This window comes from Pedobacter sp. SG908 (assembly GCF_011759615.1).
Lineage (GTDB): Bacteria > Bacteroidota > Bacteroidia > Sphingobacteriales > Sphingobacteriaceae > Pedobacter > Pedobacter riviphilus.
The window spans coordinates 657960-681734 of record NZ_JAAOYY010000003.1; the positions used below are offsets into that span (position 1 = coordinate 657960).

9 protein-coding genes are annotated in these 23775 nt (G+C 39.6%); 1 reads left to right on the plus strand and 8 read right to left on the minus strand.

The window, feature by feature from the left end; translation table 11 throughout:
- Positions 1 to 60 precede the first annotated feature (60 nt).
- From FHT21_RS23485 to FHT21_RS23495, 3 genes are read right to left on the minus strand one after another with little or no spacing between them, the layout of a single operon-like run.
- Positions 61 to 2061 (minus strand): OmpA family protein, encoded by a 2001-nt coding sequence (locus FHT21_RS23485; RefSeq protein WP_167297130.1) that lies wholly within the window; start codon positions 2059 to 2061, stop codon positions 61 to 63.
- Between the two features lie 8 nt (positions 2062 to 2069).
- Positions 2070 to 3071 (minus strand): PorP/SprF family type IX secretion system membrane protein, encoded by a 1002-nt coding sequence (locus FHT21_RS23490; protein ID WP_167297131.1) that lies wholly within the window; start codon positions 3069 to 3071, stop codon positions 2070 to 2072.
- A 37-nt stretch (positions 3072 to 3108) separates the two neighbouring features.
- Positions 3109 to 16566, minus strand: coding sequence for a putative Ig domain-containing protein (locus tag FHT21_RS23495; RefSeq protein WP_167297132.1), 13458 nt, complete (start codon positions 16564 to 16566; stop codon positions 3109 to 3111).
- A gap of 239 nt (positions 16567 to 16805) precedes the next feature.
- Here FHT21_RS23495 and FHT21_RS23500 point away from each other — a divergent pair, with 239 nt between their 5' ends.
- Positions 16806 to 19397, plus strand: coding sequence for a hypothetical protein (locus FHT21_RS23500; RefSeq protein WP_167297133.1), 2592 nt, complete (start codon positions 16806 to 16808; stop codon positions 19395 to 19397).
- 479 nt (positions 19398 to 19876) lie between these two features.
- Here the strand turns inward: FHT21_RS23500 and FHT21_RS23505 are convergent, their stop codons facing one another.
- The 5 genes from FHT21_RS23505 to FHT21_RS23525 form a co-directional block, all read right to left on the minus strand.
- Positions 19877 to 20716 (minus strand): OmpA family protein, encoded by an 840-nt coding sequence (locus FHT21_RS23505; protein ID WP_167297134.1) that lies wholly within the window; start codon positions 20714 to 20716, stop codon positions 19877 to 19879.
- 107 nt (positions 20717 to 20823) lie between these two features.
- Positions 20824 to 21483: a DUF2461 domain-containing protein gene (locus FHT21_RS23510; protein WP_167297135.1), complete on the minus strand. Its 660-nt coding sequence runs from the start codon at positions 21481 to 21483 to the stop codon at positions 20824 to 20826.
- 143 nt (positions 21484 to 21626) lie between these two features.
- Positions 21627 to 22028: a DUF983 domain-containing protein gene (locus tag FHT21_RS23515; protein WP_167297136.1), complete on the minus strand. Its 402-nt coding sequence runs from the start codon at positions 22026 to 22028 to the stop codon at positions 21627 to 21629.
- A 4-nt stretch (positions 22029 to 22032) separates the two neighbouring features.
- Complete coding sequence (locus tag FHT21_RS23520; RefSeq protein ID WP_167297137.1) at positions 22033 to 22305, minus strand: hypothetical protein; 273 nt, start codon at positions 22303 to 22305, stop codon at positions 22033 to 22035.
- A gap of 117 nt (positions 22306 to 22422) precedes the next feature.
- On the minus strand, positions 22423 to 23775 hold the full coding sequence (locus FHT21_RS23525) for a DUF4302 domain-containing protein (protein ID WP_167297138.1): 1353 nt from the start codon (positions 23773 to 23775) through the stop codon (positions 22423 to 22425).

The window sequence follows — 23775 nt, forward strand, 5'->3', positions numbered from 1 at the left end:
ACATACAAAAAAAGCCATCTTCCTAAAAAGAAGATGGCTCACCGGGATGTTAATTGTATTTTATTTTTTGGTTACTTTAAATTCAGTTCTTCTATTTTTTGCTCTTCCTTCCGGATTATCTTTTTTCTTGCGTTTTACTATGATTTCGTTTGGTGCAATTGGCATCGATTCTCCATAACCTTTTGAAGTTAACCTGGCAGCAGCAATCCCTTTACTTTCTAAATAATCGGTACAAGATTTTGCTCTTCTGTTCGATAGATCTAAGTTATACTCATCTGTTCCGATGTTATCGGTATGAGAGCCCAATTCGATTTCCATTTCAGGATTATCTTCCATAATAGGGATCAGGAAGTCTAATACTTTTTTAGAAGGCTCGGTAAGTTCGGCACTATTAAATTCATAATAAACATTCTCTAAAGCTATTGGAATACCCAATTTGAAAGGACTTAAGCAATAATCTTTATAAATTAAGGTATCTGCTTTTGCCAGTTCTTCGTAAGGATAGTTTTTGGTAATTGCGAAATAATTATCTTTTGCAAAAAGCAATTTGATCGGTCTTTTCGAGTCTACTTTAAATCTGTAAATACCATCCGTACCTGTAGTCATTTTCTGTGGTCCTTCGGCATTGGTTAAAGTTACATCGGCACCTGCTAAAGGCAATTTAGTTTTACAATCTGTTAAAAGCCCTGCAATAGAAAGGTATTCTTTTTTCACTTCAAACAATTCTAAACAGCAAGATGATTCGCGATCAGAACTAATGTATCCTTTTGTTCCTTTATCATCAGTTGCAGTAAAGTAAAGGTCATCTTTTGATGAGTTGAATGGATAACCCAGATTTTTAGGGCTAGACCAATTTACTAAATCGCCTTCTGACTCAAAGAAATCGAGGCCACCAAAACCTATTCTGCCATCGGTACTAAACAATAATTTTTTGGTTAGTGTGTTGTAGTAAGGTGCACGCTCATCATCTTCGGTATTAATTGCTGGGCCAAAATTTACTGCCTGACCTAATGATCCATCTTCCCGCACGGCACAATACCAAAGATCGTACTTACCATAACCACCGCTTCTATCAGAGGAGAAAAGCAGGAATTTACCATCGCTGGTTACAAATGGTTGAGTTGAATTAAAATCTTTACTATTTACCTGTAAACCAACAGGCTGTGGATCTGACCATTTATCGCCAGTTTTTTTAGAAGAATAAATGGCATATTTTTCTTTATTCTTCCAGGCCGTAAAGTAAACTGTATTTCCATCTGGAGTAAAAGTAGCAGCAGCAACTTCCATACTTTTAGGGAAAATAATATCGATTTTTCTTACTGCAATATCAGCTGACGTTAATTCGCCTTTGGCTGCATAAATATTATTAATGAATGGATTTGTTTTAGTTGATACCTGAACCTCTCCAGCATCGGTTTTAACCATATCTTTTTTACTCCCTACAGCAATCGGACGAGATGAAGTAAAATACAACTCGTTGTTGATTTTAACAGGAGCATAATTAGATCCTAATCCATTTACGTTAGCTGGCATTTTTTTAACTTGAACCATACGTGGGAAACGCATTTCTTCGATCGCAAATTTGCACGACTCAATTTCTTTTTGCGCATCTTTAGCTAAAGCATCGCCTGGATTTCTCTGGATAAACTGCTGAAAAGCATCGATAGCCAGGTTAAATTTTTTATTTGCTCTTAAGCTTTCTCCGTAATAAAATAGCGCCTTTCTAAAACGTGTATTGGTAAAGGTGATCGCTATGCCATAATATTTTTCGGCCTCGTTAAATTCCCTATACAACCTACTAGATTCAGCAAGGTTATAAATCGATCCTTCATAATCGTCTATCACTTTATCATCAGTCGCTGATTTCCTTTCCATACCGTAAGGTAAAATGGCCTGGGTACTGTCTCCAGTAATTTTTAAGGCTTTTTTATAAAAAGTAGATGCTGCGTAGTAATCCTTATTTTCGAAATAAGTATCTGCTACTTTTTTATAATTCACCACATACTGTGCGTTTGCAAAACCGCCAAATGCCACTAACAAAAAGAGTAATATTTTTTTCATTTGATTAATTATAAACGTGGACAAAAGAAGTTTGGACCAATAAGACCGTTACGGCCAATTAAGGAAATCGAAAGCTCTAAACCACCGTTACTGTTAGAAGCGCGATTAAAAGTAGAGGTATTAATATCGTAACTTAATCCGAACACCATATTCTTTAACTGTAGGCCAACAAAGGCAATTGCAGCATCTTTATTACGGTAGTTACCACCAAACAAAATGTTGGCAGATGGATTAACGTTAAGCTGTGCATAAGCACCTAACGATAGCTCGTTTGTGTTACCCTGGTACATAAACAATGCATTGGGTACAATATCCAATAACTCCGAAGCCTTAATCCGCGCACCGCCATGTGCAGTAAAACGAACAGGGATACGTGAATTTGAACCAGAGAAACGATCCATAGGCCTGGTTAAATGCGCTGCACTTGCGCCTAAGAAAACATTTACGCTCTTATTGGGATTACCATCAAAAAACATGATACCAGCATTTACATCAGGAACCAAAGATGATTGAGATGAAACTGTTTCGCCGCTCATCATACCGCCATCATAACCTGAAATTGGATTAAACTGGTTACCAAACCTGGCCTGAGAGAAATCGAAACTACGGTTAATTATGCCGGCCTGTAAACCAAAGCTCACCATCTGCAAGCCTTCGGCACCAAACCTCAAACGGTACGAGCCCGATACTAGGGCAGACAGGTAGTTAAAATCTAACTCCCCTGCCCTTTGGTTTAAAATGGTTGCACCAAATGCGAAGTTCTTTTTGGGAGCCATATCGAACGATGCTCCACCTGTTAAGAAAGAACTGTTTAATGCACTCCATTGCTGTTTAAAGTTTACAGTTGCACGGTAATCGCCGTCTATTACCCCTGTTAAAGCCGGGTTAAGATATAACGGGTTTGCATAATACTGCGAAAAATGCGGATCAGTTTGTGCAAAGGACTTAGCTGTACACAGCAGTAGCCCTAACACTGCAACATATATTTTTAAAGCCGATAGTATTTTCATGGTCTTTGATTTTATCTGTTTATTATTAATCCTCTTCTTATCTAATCAGCGTTACTGTGCCTTTTCTTAATGATGTTGTTCCATTTGTGAATGTAATATCAACCATGTACACATATACACCGATCGGTTGATTTACACCTTTAAAGGTTCCATCCCATCCATTTGCCACATTATCTGATTGGAATATCAATTGACCCCATTGCGTGTAAATACTCATTTTCGCACTTGATATGGTATTACCATAGATTAAGAAGGTATCATTCTTACCGTCGTTATTCGGTGTAAATGCATTTGGTATGTAAACTTGATCTCCAAAAGGATTAGCTGCTTTACCCGTTACCGGAGTAGAATTTGCGCTGGTTTGGCACTCAAGCTGTCCTCTGGCTCTTACAACAATGGTTACACTTTGATCTGGTTTCAAGCCTGTTGCTAAGTAGGTTGTTCCAGTTGATCCGCTTGTTGGATTGATCCAGGTTAAACCGTTGTCTAACGAAACTTCGTAAGCTGTAGCACCTGTAACCGCAGCCCATGCAAAGGTTACACTGTTTGGCGTTGTGCTTTGTACTACAACTACTGGTTTTTCTAATACTGGCAGTACATTAACTGTTACGCTTGTTCTTGTTGGACTTGCACAACCGCCCACTGCTATTGCCTCTACGTAATAGATTGTGGTAGCAGTTAAGTTTGGTGTAGTAAAGGTTATACCTTCTGCCAATACAGAACCACCAGAGCTTGCAGCATACCATCTGTAAACTAATCCTGTTACCGGATTATTAACCGTTAATATAGTTGAGCTACCTGAGCAAAGCGTTCCATTTGCTGCTGTTACCGATGCTGGCGCAACTGGTACTGGCAGTGCAATTACATTTACTGGTGTTCTGGATGATGAGATACAAGTTCCGTTTGCTCCTTCAACATAGTAAGTGATGTTTGCATTAACTGCAGGTGTTGTAAAGCTTACACCTGTTCCTGCTAACGTTCCACCTACTGCTGCAGTGTACCAATTGTATGTTACACCTGTTTGGGGACTTGTTACTGTTAATACAGCTGAACTTCCTGTACAAACATTAACAGATGTTGCTGCTACTGTTGGCACTGTAGGTTTCGCATTTACAGTTACTGTTACTTTAACACGACCACCGTTGTTGTTACAACCACCTGTTCCGATTGCTAAAATGTAGTAATCTGTTGAGGCACTTAAAGCAGTAGTATTATATGTTGTACCAGTGAATAATAAATTACCAGCAACTGCTGCATTGTACCATTCGTAGGTAACTCCAACCTGTGCATTAGTTACAGTTAGTGTAGCTCCATCGCCTGCACAAATACCACCATTCGGACCAGACACTACTGGATTGTTTGGTAATGCATTTACCGTAACGGCAACGGCCCTTGCTGTTGCAGCGCTATTTTCGCATTTGTTATCACCTTTAACTGTTACATAATAGGTTGCGTTTGCGGTTAATACCGGTGTAGTAAACACTGAACCAGTAAATACAACTGTATTTAAAGTAGCATCACTATACCAGGTAAATATTGGGTTGGTAACTGTTGTGCTTGTTGCAGCCAATGTTGCGGCTGTACTTGCACAAACTGAAGTTGATCCATTTACAGTAATATCTGACGCTACAGCACTTGGATTAACAGTAACCGTTACTGTTTTCGCATTAGCTGCAGTGTTTTCACACTTGTTGGTTCCTTTAACAGTTACATAATAAGTTTTAGTAGCTGTTAATATTGGTGTGGTAAATATTGGTCCGGTAAAGGCCACGCTAGTTAATGAAGCATCGTTATACCAGGTAAATACCGGATTAGTTACGGTTGTTGAGCTTGCATTGATTACTGCAGTTCCAGAACCACACACCTTAGCTGGAGTAGATAATGTGATATCCGCTGCTGTTGCAACTGCATTTACATTAACGGTAACTACTTTAGCATTTGCAGCAGAACTCTCACATCTGTTATCACCTTTTACAGTTAGGTAATATTTGGTGGTTGCAGTTAATGCTGGTGTGTTAAAGGTTGCTCCAGTAAATACAGGTGTTGTTAAAGCAGCATCACTGTACCAGGTAAATATTGGATTGGTTACGGTTGTGGTGCTGGCCACTAAGCTGGCCGATGATCCTGCACAAATGTTTGCATCTGCCGCTGTAACATCAGTTGCCGAAGCTACAGAGTTCACTACAATGTTAACAGATTTAGCTGTGGCAGCACTGCTTTCACATTTGTTATCGCCTTTTACAGTAACGTAATAAGTGGTGTTTGCTGTTAATGTTGGGGTGGTAAATACTGCACCAACAAAAGCTACATTGGTTAAGGTTGCATTGGTGTACCAGGTAAATACCGGGTTAGTAACTGTTGTGCTACTTGCTGTTAGTACAGCTGCAGATCCGCCACAAATATTTGTTGATCCATTTACAACAATATCACTTGCAACTGCTATCGGATTAACTTTAATGGTTACTGTTGCTGCATTTACCGCAGAGCTTTCGCATTTATTGGTTCCTTTAACAGTTACGTAATAAGTTGTAGTAGCTGTTAATACTGGTGTGGTAAATATTGGTCCAGTAAAGGCCACGCTGGTTAATGAAGCATCGTTATACCAGGTAAATACCGGATTAGTTACGGTTGTTGAGCTTGCATTGATTATAGCTGTACCCGATCCACACACCAGTGTTGGTGTAGATAAAGTAACATCTGCAGCTGTTGCACCCTGGTTCACATTAACCGTTACCACTTTAGCTGTAATACCCGAGTTTTCACATTTGTTATCGCCTTTAACCGTAACATAGTATTTAGTTGTTGCAGTTAATACAGGTGTAACGAATGATGTACCTACGTAAGCTACTGAAGTTAAAGCAGCATCGTTGTACCAGGTAAATGTTGGATTAGTAACTGTTGTTGTACTTGCGACCAAGGTAGTACCAGATCCAGAGCAGATTGTTGCATCAGCAGCAGTTATGTCAGCAGCAGTAGAAACAGGGCTAACCGTTATGGTAATTGCCCTGGCAGTACCTGGTGCATTCTCACATTTATTATCTCCTTTTACGGTTACATAATAAGTTGTGGTACTGGTTAAGGCCGGTGTAGTATATGTTGCGCCAATGAAACTTACATTGGTTAATGCCGCATCACTATACCAGGTAAATACTGGGTTGGTTACTGTTGAAGATGTTGCAGTTAATACTGCTGATGATCCTGCACAAGCAGTTGTGCTTCCGTTAAGAATAATATCAGTACTAGTTGCCAACGGATTAACAGTTACTGTTACCGCTTTGGCATCTGCAGCACTGTTTTCACATTTGTTGGCACCTTTAACACTTACATAATAAGTAGTGGTGGCAGTTAAACCAGTTACTGTGAAAGTTGGACCGGTAAATACCACACTTGTTAATGATGCATCGCTATACCAAGTAAATACCGGTTGAGTAACCGTAGTACTCGAAGCCATTAACATTACGGTAGAACCTGAACAAATTTGAGCATTGCTTACTGTAATATCTGCAGATGTTGCAAAATCTTTAACTGTTACCGTAACAACCTTAGCATTTGCAGCTAAACTCTCACATTTATTATCACCTCTTACGGTTACATAATAAGTAGTGGTTGCGCTAAGTGCAGGCGTAGTAAAGCTAGCACCTACATGAGCAACTGTAGTTAAAGCAGCGTTGCTGTACCAGGTAAATACAGGGTTAATTACTGTTGTTGTTGACGCAGACAGTGTAGCTGTAGATCCTTTGCAAATAGAGGTAATACCATTAACGGCAATATCTGAATCAGTAGCAGCAGGATTAACCGTAATGGTAATCGATTTTGCGCTTGCTGCCGTATTCTCACATTTATTATCGCCTTTAACAGTTACATAATAAGTGGTTGTTACATTAAGTGCAGGAGTAATAAAGTTGGCTCCTGTAAAAGCTACTGTAGTTAAAGCCGCATCGCTGTACCAGGTAAATACCGGGTTGGTTACGGTTGTACTTGTTGCATTTAAAGTAACAGAAGAGCCACCGCAAATAGTACTTGTTCCTGCTAAGTTAATATCAGCTGAGGTAGCAACCGGATTTACCGTTACAGTAACCTCTTTTGCATTACCTGCTGTATTTGCACATTTATTTGTTCCGCTAACGGTAACATAGTATTTGGTAGTTGCGGTAATGGCTGGTGTATTAAATACTGCACCAACAAAAGCAACTTGTGTTAAAGCAGCATCGCTGTACCAGGTAAATACCGGACTAGTTACTGTTGTACTGGCTGCCGTAAGTACTGCTGTACCTGAAGCACATAATGATGTTGTTCCAGTTACAGTTAAATCAGTTGCTAATGATGATGGATTAACAGTGATCGAAACTTTGGTACGTGTTGGGTTTGAACAACCTGTTCCACTTACCGCTTCAACGTAATAATCGTATGTTCCTGCTGCAAGTGATGCCGGCGTAGTAAAGCTACTATTGTTGGTTACCAACATGTTTCCGCCAGAAGCAGCATCGTACCAGTTATAAGTGATACCTGCTACTGCCTGTACACTTAAGGTAGCAGGTGAGCCTATACAGGTTGTAACCGGATTGGTTGTTGATGGAACCGGTACTACTGCTGGAGGTAAAATAGTTACCACTACTTTGGTTCCTAAAGTCTCACAACCATTAGCTGTTGCCGTTACCGAATATGTATAAGTGCCCGCTGTTAAAGCTGGATCTGTTGTGAAAGTTGCTCCATCTTTTCCTGCCTGATAAGTTGAGCCTAAGTACCATTTGTACACTACGCCTGCTTGTGGGTTCTGTACATTTAATGTTGCAGATGAACCTTGACAAGCACTTGCTGTAGCAGCTGTAACAGTTGGTGTGGTGATTACACGCTGTGCATAATCTAAATTAACAGATGTTAATGCCCCTAAAAGACCTGAGCTTAATCTCAATTCTGCTCCATCAAATTTACTGGTTGGAACGAAAGTTAATATAGCAGAAGTACCGCCAGATAATAATTTTAAGCTGATTAATGGGTTAGATATAGAAACCGCATCGTTATTGCTGGTCGTGCCTTGGAAAGTAGTTACCGTTAAATTGTTTAACACCCCTACCGAAAGCAGTACACCTGGGGTGGTAATTTTCACTCTTAGCGTATCGCCAACATTTGATAATCCTGTAAAACCAACCTGGTGATAAACAGATGCACCAAGTAATCCCACTGGGATAACTAAACTAGATCCTGTGTTGATATCGTTATCAACCGCAAAAGTTGGGTTGTAAACTCCGGCCAATACAGCTACTCCAGTTACGCCGCTCGCCACTGTTGTTGTAGCCGCTCCACAAGGTGTAGTTACTGGGGTACCGTTAGGAATTACCGTAACCGTTACGGTTGCCCTGCTTGTTGCAGTACACCCTCCCGGAACAGTTGCTTCTACATAATAAGTAGTAGTTGCGGTTAATTGTGGCGTTACATAAGTTTCGCCAGTAAATACCGGAGTTACTCCATTTGGAGTAGTGTACCAGTTAATGGTTGCACCAGCAGTACTTGATGTTGCTTTTAATACCGCAACAGAACCTTCACTAATGGTAATTGACGGTGGTGTAATAACCGGAACATCAATGGTTCCCAATATAATTTTACCTTCTGTTCTGGTTGATGACGAACCACAGCCATTAACTGCTGCTACAAAATAACTGGTATTTGCAGTAATTAAAGGTGTTGTAAAATTATCGCCTGTAAATACTAAGTTCCCACCTGTTGCAGCATCGTACCAGTTATAAGTTGTACCCACAATTGGGTTTTTAACCTGGAAAGTAACAGATGTATTCGGACAAGTATTAACAGATGCTGATAATAGATCTGGTGCTACCGGTGCTGGGTTTGTAGTTACATTAACTACTGTTTTATAGCTCACACAACCAGTTGCAGAAACTGCGGCAACATAGAATTTAGTATCACCTGTTAATACTGGTGTGGTAAATATGATACCGTCTTTACCGGTTAAATAAGTGCCTGTAGCATCGTACCATCTGTAAGTTAAACTTGCCGATGGATTACTTACTTCAAGCTGGGCAGTCTGGCCTACACACGCTGTAACATTTGCTGATACTACAGTTGGTGCCACCAAAATACGTTGTGCGTAATTTAAGTTGATCGATGTTAAAGCACCCAATAAACCAGAATTTAACCTTACTTCTACCCCATCGAAAACATTCGTTGGTACAAAAGTGATCAGCGCCTGGGTATTACCGCTTAATAATTGAATATTGATTAAGTTATCATTTAACAATCTCGAATCACCATTGCTGTTGGTTCCAACATAAGTAGTAATTGAAGCGTTTCCTAATAGTGAAAGTGATAACAGTTTTCCTGGCGACGAGACTAAAACACGTACGGTATCGCCAACTTTAGATAATGAACCAAAACCAACCCTCTGATAAACAGATGCACCAAGCGCTCCAACTGGCATTACCAATGAAGATGCAGTTTGTGTATCGTTATCAATAGCTAATGTTGGATTAAATACGCCTGATAATAAAGCTACACCCGTAACGCCATTAACTTGTGTTGTTGCCGCCTCGCATGGTACGGGATTTGGAGATCCATTTCCATCAACTGTGATGGTAACCTGAACTCGGCTTGCTGAAGTACAACCATTAGTAGAAACAGACTCTACATAATAAGTTGTAGTAGCCAATAGTGGCGGTGTAACATAAGTAGCACCTACATAAACAGGAGTAGTTGATGTGTTAGAAGTATACCAATTGAAAGTATTGGTTGGATCTGCTGAACTAGCTGTTAAAATTGCAGTTTGTCCTGCACTTACTGTTGATGAACTTGCAGTTACTACAGGTAAAACCGGACGAGGATTTACAGATACTGCCGCAGCAGCACGTGCAGTACTTGTACAATTTCCTTGAGAGGCCTCTACATAATAAGTAGTAGCTGCCGTTAATACTGGTGTTGGGAATACTGCGCCTGTGAAAACCAGGTTTCCACCTACTGCAGCATCATACCATTTATAAGTTACTGCAGCATCTGGATTAGCAACCGATAAAGTTGCTGATGATCCCTCGCAAACATTGGCAATTGTTGCCAATACTGGCGTTGGTAATGCTGGGGTAACGGTTACTGTTACCGGAACTCTTGTTGTATTCGGGCAACCCGCTTTGCTTACCTGAATATAATAAGTTGTAGTAGCTGTTAAAGCTGGTGTAGTAAATGTTTCGCCAGCGGCCAATTGCGTACCACCTGTTGCTGCATCGTACCAGGCCAATGTTGTACCGCCGTTTGCAGTTGCGGTTAATGTTGCCGTGCTTCCTGCACAAATAGTCTGAGAACCAGCAGTTACTGTTGGGTTAGGATAAATTACGGTTGCGCCATAAACATCCAAGCTGGTTAAAACTGTAGCTAATGCACCGAAACTAACCTGCACCCTATCGTATGCACCACCTGCCAATATAGTTGCAGTGAAACGGTTACCTGATAACAACCGCAGATTTAATAGTCCGCCGTTTAACTGTACTGTTTTTACAACTGTAGTACCGTTTAATACAGTAACTGTTACATTGTTTAATAAACCAACATCTGCTAAACCCGTTGGTAATGCTAAGTCTAAACGAAGACTATCTGTAGCTGTTCCAGCAGTAGGGAAAATTAATTGTTGGTAACCCGATCCGCCTACACCTACTGCAAGAGATATTCTTGTAAAGTTAGAAGGATCAGCATCGGTAGAATTTCCTGCGCCAGTTATACCGCACAATAAACAAATTCCGTTTATACCAGAGTTTTGCGAGTTAGCAGCGTTACATGCCGTACCACCACCATTATTTAATACAGTTACGGTTACTGGTACACGGCTTGCACTTTTACAACCGCTTGCATTTGTAGTTTCTACATAATAAGTTGTAGTAGCCGATAATGTTGGGGTAGTAAATGAAGTTCCTGCCCCTACCTGTGTTCCACCTGTAGCAGCATCGTACCATTGAATGGTATTTCCAGCATCAGCCGTTGCCAATAAAGTGGTAGACTGTCCGGCGTTAATTACCTGGCTGTTGGTGGTTACCGTGGCTGCTGTTGCTGGTGGGTTAACCGAAACATTAACTGCAGTTCTTGAACTTACAGCCGTTCCTGATACCGCTTCAACATAAAATACTGTTGGAGCAGTTACAGCAGGCGTTACAAAAACACCTGTATTATTCGTAGCCAATGGTGTACTTCCGGTAGAAGCATACCAATTATACGTTACACCAGCTTGCAAATTGCTAACGCTTAATGTAGCTGGGCTTCCAGAACATACCGTAGCTGCTGCAACCACTGGTGCATCAACCGTTACAGTTAAGTTATAAGCTGTTGTTGCTTTATTTCCGTTTGCGTCTGTTGCAGTTAAAGAGATGGTAAAAGTTCCACCTAAAGTTGGTGTTCCTGTAATTTCTCTTGTTGCCGTATTAAAACTCAATCCTGGAGGAAGGTTTGTAGCTAAATAAGTGTATGGCGCTGTTCCACCCGTTACCGCTGGCAAAGTTTGCGTTGGGTAAGGTGTACCTACAGTGCCGTTTGGTAAAGTTGCACCAGGTAATGATAATACCCCTATCACTTTAAGGGCATAAGTATTACTTGCTGTTCTGCCCTCACTATCAGTTGCAGTTACACCAATCGAATAATTACCGGCCTGTGTAGGTGTGCCCGAAATTCCCCTTGTTGCCGGATCAAAAGTTAGTCCCGCAGGAAGATTAGTTGCTACATAAGTATATGGACCAACACCACCAGTTGCCGAAGGCAAAATTTGAGTGGCGTAAACCGTTCCTTCTGTTCCATCTGGCAAGGTTGCTGCTGGTAACAATAAAGGATCAACCACTATAATTGTATAGTTATTAGTTGCTGTTTTTCCGTCAGCATCAGTAACCGTAACCGGTACAGTAAATGTTCCAGCCTGTGTTGGTGTACCTGAAATTGCTCTTGTAGCCGGATCAAAAGTTAATCCTGGAGGAAGACCAGTTGCGGCATAAGTATAAGGTGTTGATCCACCTGTTGCAGAAGGAATAGTTTGTGTAGGATAAACAGTTCCTGTAGTTCCATTAGCTAAAGTTGCCGCAGGTAAAACCAAAGGATCGGTTACTTTAAGCGTATAGTTAGCTGTAATGGTATTGCCATTAGCGTCTGTTACGGTTACCGGAATAGTAAAGGTTCCGATTTGTGTTGGCGTACCAGTGATTTCTCTTGTTGCAGGATTAAAGGTTAATCCTGGAGGAACACCTGTAGCCGAATAAGTATATGGACCTGTTCCACCTGTTGCAGCTGGAATTCCGTTTGTAGTATAAGGAGTGCCTGTTACACCGTTAGGCAATGCACCAGGTGCTAAAGCTAAAGCAGGCGTTACGGTTAATGTAAAAGTTGAAGTTGTACTACAGCCTTTAGTATCGGTTGCCACAACATCGAACGTTGGGCTACCAGTTGCAGTTGGTGTTCCGCTTACCAAACCACTTGATGATAAAGTTAAACCAGCTGGTAAAGTACTACCAGCAGCTAAAGCATAAGTATAACCTGGTGTACCGCCAGTAGCTACAGGAAGCTGTTTGCTATAAGGAGATGCAATGGTTGCATTGGTTAAAGTTGTTCCTGCAAATACAATTGCCGGGTTAACGGTAATAACCACCGGAACCCTTGTTGTATTTGAACAAGTTCCCTTAGTTACCTGAACATAATAAGTTGTTGTTGTTGTTAATGCCGGAGTAGTGAAGTTTGCTCCTGTACCCACCTGTGTTCCACCTGTTGGTGCATCGAACCAGGTTAAGGTTGTACCACCATTTGCGGTTGCACTTAATGTAGCTGTACTGCCTGCACAAATAGATTGGGCACCAGCAATAAATGTTGGATTAGGATAAACTACGGTTGCACCATAAATATCTAAGCTAGTTAAAGCAGAAACTAATGCGCCAAAGCTAACCTGAACCCTATCGTATGCACCACCTGCTAAAACAGTTGCAGCAAAACGGTTACCCGATAAAAGTTGAAGATTTAATAATCCACCGTTCAATTGTACTGTTCTTACTACTGTAGTACCATTTAATACGGTTACGGTTACATTGTTTAAAAGACCAACATCAGCTAAACCAGTTGGTAAAGCTAAATCTAAACGGATGCTATCAGTTGCAACACCTGTAGATGGGAAAATTAATTGTTGGTAACCTGTTGCTGCAACACCTACAGCTAGAGAAATTCTGGTGAAGTTGTTCGCATCAGCATCAGTTGAGTTACCTGCACCATTTATACCGCATAATAAACAGATACCATTAATACCTGTATTCTGGCTATTAGCTGCATTACAAGCGGTTGCTCCTCCACCGTTAATTACGGTTACAGTTACAGGAACGCGACTTGCGCTTTTACAGCCATTGCTGCTTGTAGTTTCTATATAGTAAATTTTGGTTGCTGTTAAAGCTGGTGTAGTAAATGATGTTCCTGTCCCAACTTGTGTTCCAGCTGTTGCGGCATCAAACCAGGCAATGGTATTTCCAGCATCAGCGGTTGCAGTTAATGTTGTGCTTTGTCCGGAATTAATTACCTGGTTGTTGGTTGTAACCGTAGCTAAAGTTGCAGGTGGGTTAACCGAAACACTAACCGATGTTCTCGAACTAATTGCTGTTCCAGAAACAGCCTCAACATAAAACACCGTTGCCGAATTTACAGCAGGTGTTACAAAAGTACCGTTGTTACCGGTTGCTAATGGAGTGCTTCCTGTTGATGCATACCAGTTATAAGTTACACCAGCCTGAAGATTGCTTACTGTTAAAGTAGCAGTGCTTCCGGCACATACTGTAGCTGAAGCCACAACCGGGGCATTAACCGTTACAGTTATTGCATAAGTGGTAGTAGCTTTATTATTGTTAGCATCTGTAGCTGTTACAGAAACATTATAGGTACCACCTTGCGTTGGTGTTCCGGTAATTTCTCTTGTAGTTGGGTTAAACGATAATCCCGGAGGAAGATTCGTAGCGGCATAAGTATATGGAGACGTTCCGCCAGTTACCGCAGGTAAAGTTTGTACCGGATAAGCAGTACCAACAATTCCGTTAGGTAAAGTTTTGGTTGGCAAGGTTAGCGTACCATTTACTTTAATTGGATAAGTGTTGCTTGCTGTTTTACCTTGACTATCGGTAACTGTAACATTTATCGAATAATTACCTGCCTGAGTTGGTGTACCAGTAACTTCTCTTGTTGTTGGATTAAATGATAATCCTGCAGGAAGGTCAGTAGCTACATAAGTATAAGGACCAACACCGCCTGTTGCGGCTGGTAGAACTTGTGTAGCGTAAGCCACATTTTCAGTTCCATCTGGCAAAGTTGCCGCTGGCAATACCAATGGGTTATTTATGGTGATGCTATAATTTGTAGTTGCCGTTTTTCCATCAGCATCTGTAACCGTAACTGGTACGGTATAAGTTCCCGGTGTTGTTGGTGTACCAGTAATGGCTCTGGTTGACGGATTAAATGTTAAACCCGGAGGAAGACCTGTTGCAGAATAAGTATAAGGTGTTGTTCCACCGGTTGCACTAGGAATAATCTGCGTTGGATAAGCTGTTCCCGTGGTGCCATCAGCCAGGGTGGCGGTTGGTAACAATAAAGGATCAGTAATTTTTATAGTATAATTTGAAGTAATAGTATTACCGTTTGCATCAACAACAGTAACTGGTATAGTATATATTCCAGGTTGCGTTGGTGTTCCGGTAATTTCTCTTGTTGTTGGATTAAAGGTTAAGCCTGGAGGAACACCGGTTGCAGTATAAGTATACGGCCCAGTTCCACCAGTTGCTGCTGGAATAGTCTGTGTTGGATAAACCGTTCCTGTTAAACCATCAGGAAGTGTACCTGGCGTAAGCACCAATGAAGCTGTTACCGTTAAACTATAAGTTGCAGTTGCCTTACAACCTTTACTATCAGTGGCTACAACATCGAATGTTGAATTACCAGTTACAGTTGGTGTTCCGGTAATTGCACCGGCTGATGATAAAGTTAAACCTGCTGGTAAGGTACTGCCCGCAGCCAAAGCATAAGTATAACCAGCCGTTCCACCTGTGGCTACATCCAATTGTTTAGAGTAGGCAAAACCTGGTGTGGCGTTGGGCAATGTTGCACCGTTAAAAATAATTTGTGGGTTAACTGTAATTACAACAGGAACCCTTGCCGATTCTGCCGTACAGCCTAATCTTCTCGCAGAAACATAATAAGTTTTAGTTGCGGTTAATGCTGGCGTAGTATAGGTGCCATTGTAGGCAACCGTTTGTAGTGCTGTGCCACCTTCTACTGCATCATACCAAATAAGCTCGTTGGTATTGGGCGTAGTTGCGTTTAGAGCTACTGTACTATTATAACATGCAGCAATTGCAGTGTTTGCTGGCGTTGGCCTGCCTGCTGAGCGGGTTACACCATAAACATTAATAGTTTGTGTGAGGTTTAAAGTAAGTACCGAACCGAGGGTAACCTTAACGCGATCGAAAGGTACACCCGGAGAAAATGGTATCGATGCGGCTTGTCCGCTATTTAATAAGCCGAGTAAATCTAAATTTAATAAGTTTGATACCGATGAGGTGTAAACCTGGGTGCCGCCGTTATAAGCTGTTACTGAAATATTTTGTAAAACACCAGCGGTTAAAAGTGCTGGAGTAGAACTCAGTCTTAGGTTGAAATCATCACCGGCATTTGATGGTGTTGTAAAATAAAAATTTTGGCTAATGGACGAAGTCACGCCAAGTATACCTAAACTTAGTTGAGAATAATTATTTGGATCTGCATCAATAGCTCTTTCACTATTGGTAACGCCCGAACTGCCCAATTGCAATGCATCGAGTGTAATACCTGTGCCCTCATAACCTGTAGTAAATGCCTGCGCACAAGGATCAGTTCCTGAAGTATAAAATGAATAATAAACCTTTGTACTATTAGCAACTGAAAGCAAAAGCGCATTGGTTACATCTTTTATAAACACCCTATCGTAAGCCTGTGTAGGGGTTATTGCAATGTAAAAGAAACCATTTGCATCTTTTACTAGTCGTAAATTATCTGAAGAAAATCCGTCTACACTATTTCCGCCTGTTGGGGGTACTGCAGTAGCACCGTTTCTGGCTCCAACCTGGAACGAATGGTTTCCAAGAACTACGGTTCCGCCTACATTAGCCAATAAAGTACCCAAACTCCCCCCCAGTAACCTGTTTAGGATATCTCCATCAAAATCTATCCTGATATAGGAGGTAACTCCCGCAGCAACTGAAGCCGGATATTTTAATTCCAACTCACCACTAAACGACCCTATACCAACAGCAATTCCACCATACGAATTAACTGTAGCAAAGCTATTGTTGTTTAATGTTGCATTTGTTGCATTATCAACATGATCTGATTTAGTAACAGTATTTGCAAAAATTTTAGTTTGCGCATACGATTTAGCGGAGAAGAGCGTTAATACAATGATGATTGCAATACAAGCATTGCGAATTATCCCTATTCGGGACGAGGAAGTATGAGTTTTCATCATGTCAGGCGTTATTTAGGAGACTTACTATGTGTAATGCTGCTGTGGTAAATGTTTTTCAGGGGCATTATATAATTATGACAAATCTAAATCTAGATTAGCATCCTATCCTATCCATTACTATTCATTTTTATGCAATCCATTTCATTCATTTTATTCATACAGGGCTTTCTTCATGAATAGATTTCCTCAATTGTGAAATTATGATGACATTAGCGCTAGTCATCCCCATCTGTTAATTAATGAATGCTAACGATCTCCTTATCGAACTCAGGAAGTTTGTCCTCATAAAATCTGGTTTGAGAAATATCGACCCTGCTCATTGTAAGATTATTTCTGAATATGTATTTCAAGAAACCAAAAATTATGTAAGTGAAACAACTATCAAGCGATTCTTTGGCTTTGCGAACACTCTACATAAATTCTCTTTATTTACTTTAAATAGCCTATCACAATATATAGGTTATAACGATTGGGACACATTTTGTAAAGACAAAGAAAATCAGACAATCTCTGTTCAAAGTATCTGGCAGGATTTAAAGCTAAAAGCACATGCCATTACAGAAGTATCGTTAATTGCCAGTAAAAATAATTCGGGCGTTCCGTTTAATGCTACCGCCAACAGAAGTTTTTTTTACCCTGATTTTGATTATTTCCTAAAAAACAATTATCAGTTTACAACTATAAGCGCGCAGCCAGGCCAGGGGAAATCGATATTACTGGCACATATGGTAGAGTATTTTTTCTTTTCAGAAAATGCCCTCTACAAAAACGATATAGTTTTATTGATTAACTCTACCAGTATCAATACCATTATCCAAAATGGAAATACTTTAAAAGACTGGTTTTTAAAAGAATTTAAATTCGGAAGCCTTACCGAGTTAATCAGTTTTTTTAAAAAAAATCCCGAAAAGAGAGAAGGGCGTTTTATTGTTATTGTTGATGGTATTGATGAACATTTAGCAAGAAGTAATTATTTTAAAACTTTTATCGACTTTTTATATAGCATAGAAGAAAACAATTTTGTTAAGCTTGTATTTGGATTGCGGACTGATAGCTGGATCAATCTTCAGCCTGCTATTTATGGTTCTGCATCTTTAACTAAAGCCTGGTATACGGGCTTGTTTTATGATGAAGAAACCCTAAGTAATGTACCATCCCTAAATGTTGATGAGGTACTCTATACCTTAAGCCATATAGAAAATAAAATTATCAACCGGACAGATGTAAGTCCGCCGCTGTTAACCCAGTTTAAAACACCATTCTGGTTACAGGTTTATTTCAAGCTCAAAGATGAGCACCACCATCTTGAGCTGAATAATCCCCTGTTATGTTATGAATTAATTAGCTATTTCTTAGAAAGGCGCGTATTTCTGGCAAAAAAAAGCACCGAGAAAATATTCCTCCTCAAAAAAATAAGCGATTGCATTTCAGAAGGAAACAAAAAATTAAGGGTTTCTAAAGAAAAAATTCTGAGCTATATCAATTGCTATCCCGATGCATACGAAGAACTTTTACATGCAGGTATTATCATCGAAGAAAAAAGGTTAAGTACAACCATTCCTACAGAAATTGTCCGTTTTTTAAACGACGATATTTATACCTATTTCCTATTTATACAGATCACCGATAAATTTGAATATAGACCCTGTAAATCATTTTTCGAACACATCTTAAACAGTTTCCCTGGTCAAACCTCCCGAAGAGATCATATTCTTAACTGGTCGATCAGATTCTGCATCAACCGGAACGAAATTGCTGCTTTAAAAAACATTTTCAGACTGCCATTTTCCAACCGTGAAAAAAACAGTGCTTTCGATTTTATCTGTTATGTATCGAAATACGAGCTGGGCAAACCCAATTCCAACTTCAATAAATTGAGCATCGGTATAGATTTTATCGATATTATGGCTACAGGGCGAACCATGAGCAGCCTATATAAAGAAACCATCAAAACCATATCTGAGAATGTACTAAATGAAGACGTTCAAATTATGCTGCACGTAATTGAATGTAATGTTAATCTTATTGACGTAGATAAAGTGGCTTTAGCCAATACCATGCAGCTGTTAAAGAGAAATTATAAAAGATTAAACGAACTGTTTCCTATTAACCCTTACGATTTACTCCTTTATTTTCACAATAACCTGATTAACAAACCTAACGAGAGCAAAAGCCTTGAAGATAAAATAATAAAACTCTGCCAGGAGATTGATCGGAGTAAACCACAGAAAAACGAAGAAATCACGTCAGCCGAAATACTCTCTTACAGATTGGTACTGATTACTTTATTTTCTCAAAAAAATTACGCAGAATGCCATCGTTTTATTATGGCTATACTGACTAAATACCCCAATATCTTTTACGTAAGACATTCGGTTTTCTCTCCTTTTTTGTTGCTTCATTTAGGTCAAACCTACATCAAACTCAATTATTTTAAAAAGGCGCAGCGCATTATACAATTCGTAGATAAAATCATCAGCAGCGATTATACCTATTATACCAATTTTATATCGGCTAGCTTTAGTATTTTTAAAGCCAACTTTTACAATGCCACAAATAATTACGAACAGGCGCTTATAGAAACCAATATTGGTTTGGATATTACTAAAAAGAATGATTTTAAGATATTCGAAATAGCCTTATTATTAAGTAAGATCGATACCCTAAAACATACCGAAGAATCGGAAGAAGTATCAAACGTGATTAAAGAACTGCTAAACTTTTTAACAGTGCATAAACTTTCTATGCCCGATTATTCTAATCTAAGCAGCCATGAGTTCGAGCATACCTTTAAGATTTTAAAATCTTATCGCCGGCATCAAAACCTGTAAAAGAGGTTGTATTTTTTAAATTCGATTCGTCTTGGTTACATTAAGCCATTTTTAGGGTTTGCCAGGTGCAGAAACCTTTGTTCCTAAACCCGATTGCAATGGAAAGCCCGCAGTGCAACGAGGACTTGTAATGGAAAGCGGGACCAACGGCCTCGAAGAACCACAGGCCGCTCATTTCCAAATTTTCACGCTTTTACGCTTCGCTGCCTTGTTGCTGCAGGGTAATGCCGCAACTGCCCGCCGGCAAGGGACTAGGTGGCACAGCTTTATTTCATTTTTAGGGCTTGCCAGGTGCAGAAACCCTTGTTCCTAAACCCGCTGAAATGTAAAGTCCCCAGCGCAGTGAGGAATTGTTAGGCGAAGCGGAACCGAAGCTGCCAAGAATTACAGAACGCTCATTTCCCAATACTAAAAAACTTTCTGCTTTTGGGAGCAGGCCTGTAAAAAATAAGCCAGTCCCTTTACCTAAACATTGTTATTTATTTAATCAGATTATAAAGTTCATCCAACTTAGGCGAAAGTACAATCTCTATCCTTCTGTTTTTGCTTCTTCCGTCTGCATTTGCGTTGGTGCCCAATGGTTGAAATTCTCCTTTGCCTGTAGCCGTCATCCTTACACTTTCTACCTTCTCATTCTCTGTTAAATAACGTACAACCGAAGTAGCCCTTAACACACTTAAATCCCAGTTATCTTTAATCTGCCCCAGGTTATTTATTTTCTGGTTATCGGTATGGCCCTCAACAGCAATATTAATTTCAGGCTGCTGTTTTAGTACATTTGCCAATTGAGTAAGGGCCTGTTTTCCTTTTTCATCAATAATAATACTTCCTGAAGGGAATAACAGTTTATCGGTTAGCGAAACATAAACCTTACCATTTTTAATTTCTACGGTTAAACCACTTTTGGTAAAGCCCAATAAGGCCTGTTGTAGTTTTTCTTTGAGTGAGTTGGTGGCTTCATCGCGTTTGCGCAGCACCTCTTCTACTTCTTTTAAACGTTTCTCGCGGGCAGCTAAATCGCCTGATAATTTGGTGATCTCACTTGAAGAATTGTTTTTAAGTTTTTTGTAGTTTGCATCAACGGTATTGTAACTATTTTGCAGGTCGCGAAGCTCTTCTGCCATTAATGTGGTATCTTTTTTAAGTTTACTGACCTCCTTTTCTAGGTTTTCAATCTTAATTAAGCCTTCGTTAAAAGCAGTATACAGCGAATCTTTAGTGCCCAATAAAGCTTTGTATTTTTTAGGCGAAAGAACAACACAAGAGCTAATTGAAGAGATAAACAAGAGAAGCGCAAATGCAAAAAAGGTATTTTTCATATTTATTGTCAAGATTTGAGTATCAAGTATCAAGACCTTTATAGTCTGAACATTGACTATCGGTTATTGATTATTTTGGGTATTGGTCATTGAAAATTAACAGTTGGTTATTGCTCAATGGCATTCCGTAAAAATGCAACTAAAGGTTGTACTGTTTTAAAAGAACTTATCAACTTATTAACGAGGTTTGGTTTTAAAAATTCTTCATCGTCGATTTTTGTAGTAGCCTCGAAGCTTTTCAACTTTAAAAATTCGATGTTTGGATCAGCCGGATCATAACCTTTAGGTGCATTTTTAAGTGCGTTATCAACACCTAATTTAAAGTTTTTCTTAAAATCCTTTCCGTTGATAATTTCTTTAAAATCGCTTATATTATAATCAATCTCTTGTCTAATCAATTTTAAATGCGGTGCATCCGGCATCCAATATCCGCCGGCAATAAAGCTTTTCTCTGGTTGAATATGCAGATAATAACCAGGCTCGTTTCCTCCTTTTTTAGTAGAGAACCATATACCGAAATTATTTTTATAAGGGTCTTTGTTTTTACTGAAGCGCACATCGCGATAAATGCGTAAAAGACACTTTTTTGGATCCATTTCTGCCGGAAGCATTGGGTCTACCTTAGCTAACTCTGGGATAATACGGGCTACAAGTTCAAGTACATCAGCCTTTGCATTTTCATAAACTTCTTTGTTGGCGGCAAACCATTCGCGGTTGTTATTTTCGGCAACGTTTTTTATAAAATTTAAGGTTTCTTTTTTTAACATATCCTGAGGTTCATTCGTTCACTGAGCATTAGTTTATTGGTAATTGTAAACTACAAATTGGTTCATTGTTTAATCGTCGCCAAACACGTATCGTTAAACACCAAACCAACAGTTAACCGATTTATACAGTTTATACAGTTAACCTAATTCTTATCGTAATATGGCTTATACTTAATGTTCGGCGATAAAACATGGAGTAGTATAATTCTCGAATATCGATAGTTAAATGGGTACAGGATAAAACAACCTGCAAAAATAACAATCAGATAAGGCCAGAATGTTTCATCGGTAAGCGGTCCGAAAACTAAATAGGTGATAAAACTGGCGATTAGCATCTCTATCACATTCATGGCATAGCTCACGTACATGGCTGCGTAAAAATAACCGGGCTCAATCTCGATCCGCTGTGCACAATGGCCACAAATTTCTTTGGTATGCTGTATATTCCAGCCATACATGCTACCTGTAAAAATATCACCCCTACGACAATGCGGACATTTACAATGCACAATGGCGTAAACCTTTGAGGTAGTTTGATCAGACATGCTTTTAATTTAAATTAAAAGGTTCTTTTTTCATATTGAGGTGAATATTCTTTTTGCGGTATTTTTTATACCATACCACACCTACAATAACAGCCATTAAATAAGGAAGAGATAAAAGATACAATACGCCTGTATTTAAACCTGCTGTTTGTGTATTACCATTTTTAACACCTTGCTCGGCATTAATGGTACACATAGAACATTGGGCATTAACATTGGGGCTTACTGCAAATGTTAGTACCAATACAAACAGGATAAAAATTGTTTTCTTTTTCATTCGTCACAAATATAAGCATAAACGCTTGGAGGGGTTTAAAAATTATGTCATAAAAAAACCCTTGCTTTTTAGGGCAAGGGTTACGGGAGAGATGGATTAAAATTTAGATTCTAATAATTATAATGTTCCATATATAAACGAACTGGCATCAGCGGTGCGATAAAGGCCGCCAAGTGTAGGGCTATTCGGGTTAGTACTGGAAACCCAATCAATTTTAAATGGCCCGGAGACTATATAATCTGCTAATGGTTTTACCTGAACCGCTCTTGTTGTCCAGTTATTGTCAGATGTTACCACAGGTATATTATCTAGGGTAATCACATCCCCGTTGCGTGTATAATTAAAATTAACTGTAGCTGTAAAAGCCGATGTTCCAGACATATATGCCACAGCTACCGAAAATGTAGTGTTACTAGCCAAAGAAAATGTAGTAGAAACAACAGATCTTCCGCTTGCAGTAAACAATGCCAGCATTTGATTATATGCCGCATTAAATCCAGAGGTAACCCCTGTAGCCAAGCCTGAAGTAGGTATGGTTATTTTTTTATATGGGAAAGTAGTTGGAAACCCGAACAACAATGATAGTGGCGTTAACGGAATCGGGCTCGATTTAATAATGTATTCTTTTCCGGTATTATCGTAAAATGCCAATGTATTTGCGTCTTTCCAACCCATTTTTACAAAGGTTGTTCCGTTATATACTAAACCAGCGCCCAGTAAATCAGCTCCATCGAGCTTAAACGCAAATTTTGCAGTACCCGACGCGGTAGAAGTACCATCGGCTAAAACCCCTGTAAAACTAACTCTTTTACCTGCGGCTAAATTATTAGAGAAGTTTAAAGACATACCGGCTTTTAACGTATTACTTCCATCAGCAACCTCAACATACGGATTTTTGATATTTGCAAAAAAGGCTTTTATTTTATCCATAGATGCCTTTAAACCAGCGGCTTCATATGCCGTTTTTTGTGCAGCAGTAGCTTTAACCAATTTAAATGGCTGCCTATATTTTTTCCCAATAAAAACAATACTGTCGCCGCTCATTCTATCGTATGTAAATTCTATATCACTACTATATCCTATTTTAGAAGCACCTCCAAGTATTGCCGCATTTGGATCGTCTAGCATTGAGATATAGTTATAGGTATCGAAAACAAGCTCTGTACCAATATCCTGCTTAACCCGGTAATTTGATGTGCCTACTACCGATGCCGATTGATCTGTCAAATCACCATACATTGTCGTATTTTGCTGATTATCAAAAGTTATATAAAAAGAATAACCACCGCCTGCTAATGTTGGTAACGTTGCGATCCAACCATTAGTAGCTGATGTAAGGGTCGATGAAACCAAAGCTATCTGCTCACCAGTCCTTTCTTGGGGAGTTTTCTCAAACACCGCTACATATGATGTCTTTTTGCAGCCTATAAGCGTTGCCAACACTGCAATTAAAAATAATATTTTTTTCAT

Bases quoted from the DNA above. Each gene is read 5' to 3' on its own strand.
- FHT21_RS23485 (WP_167297130.1), bottom strand. From the start codon at position 2,061: ATGAAAAAAATATTACTCTTTTTGTTAGTGGCATTTGGCGGTTTTGCA.
- FHT21_RS23490 (WP_167297131.1), bottom strand. From the start codon at position 3,071: ATGAAAATACTATCGGCTTTAAAAATATATGTTGCAGTGTTAGGGCTA.
- FHT21_RS23495 (WP_167297132.1), bottom strand. From the start codon at position 16,566: ATGATGAAAACTCATACTTCCTCGTCCCGAATAGGGATAATTCGCAAT.
- FHT21_RS23500 (WP_167297133.1), top strand. From the start codon at position 16,806: ATGAATGCTAACGATCTCCTTATCGAACTCAGGAAGTTTGTCCTCATA.
- FHT21_RS23505 (WP_167297134.1), bottom strand. From the start codon at position 20,716: ATGAAAAATACCTTTTTTGCATTTGCGCTTCTCTTGTTTATCTCTTCA.
- FHT21_RS23510 (WP_167297135.1), bottom strand. From the start codon at position 21,483: ATGTTAAAAAAAGAAACCTTAAATTTTATAAAAAACGTTGCCGAAAAT.
- FHT21_RS23515 (WP_167297136.1), bottom strand. From the start codon at position 22,028: ATGTCTGATCAAACTACCTCAAAGGTTTACGCCATTGTGCATTGTAAA.
- FHT21_RS23520 (WP_167297137.1), bottom strand. From the start codon at position 22,305: ATGAAAAAGAAAACAATTTTTATCCTGTTTGTATTGGTACTAACATTT.
- FHT21_RS23525 (WP_167297138.1), bottom strand. From the start codon at position 23,775: ATGAAAAAAATATTATTTTTAATTGCAGTGTTGGCAACGCTTATAGGC.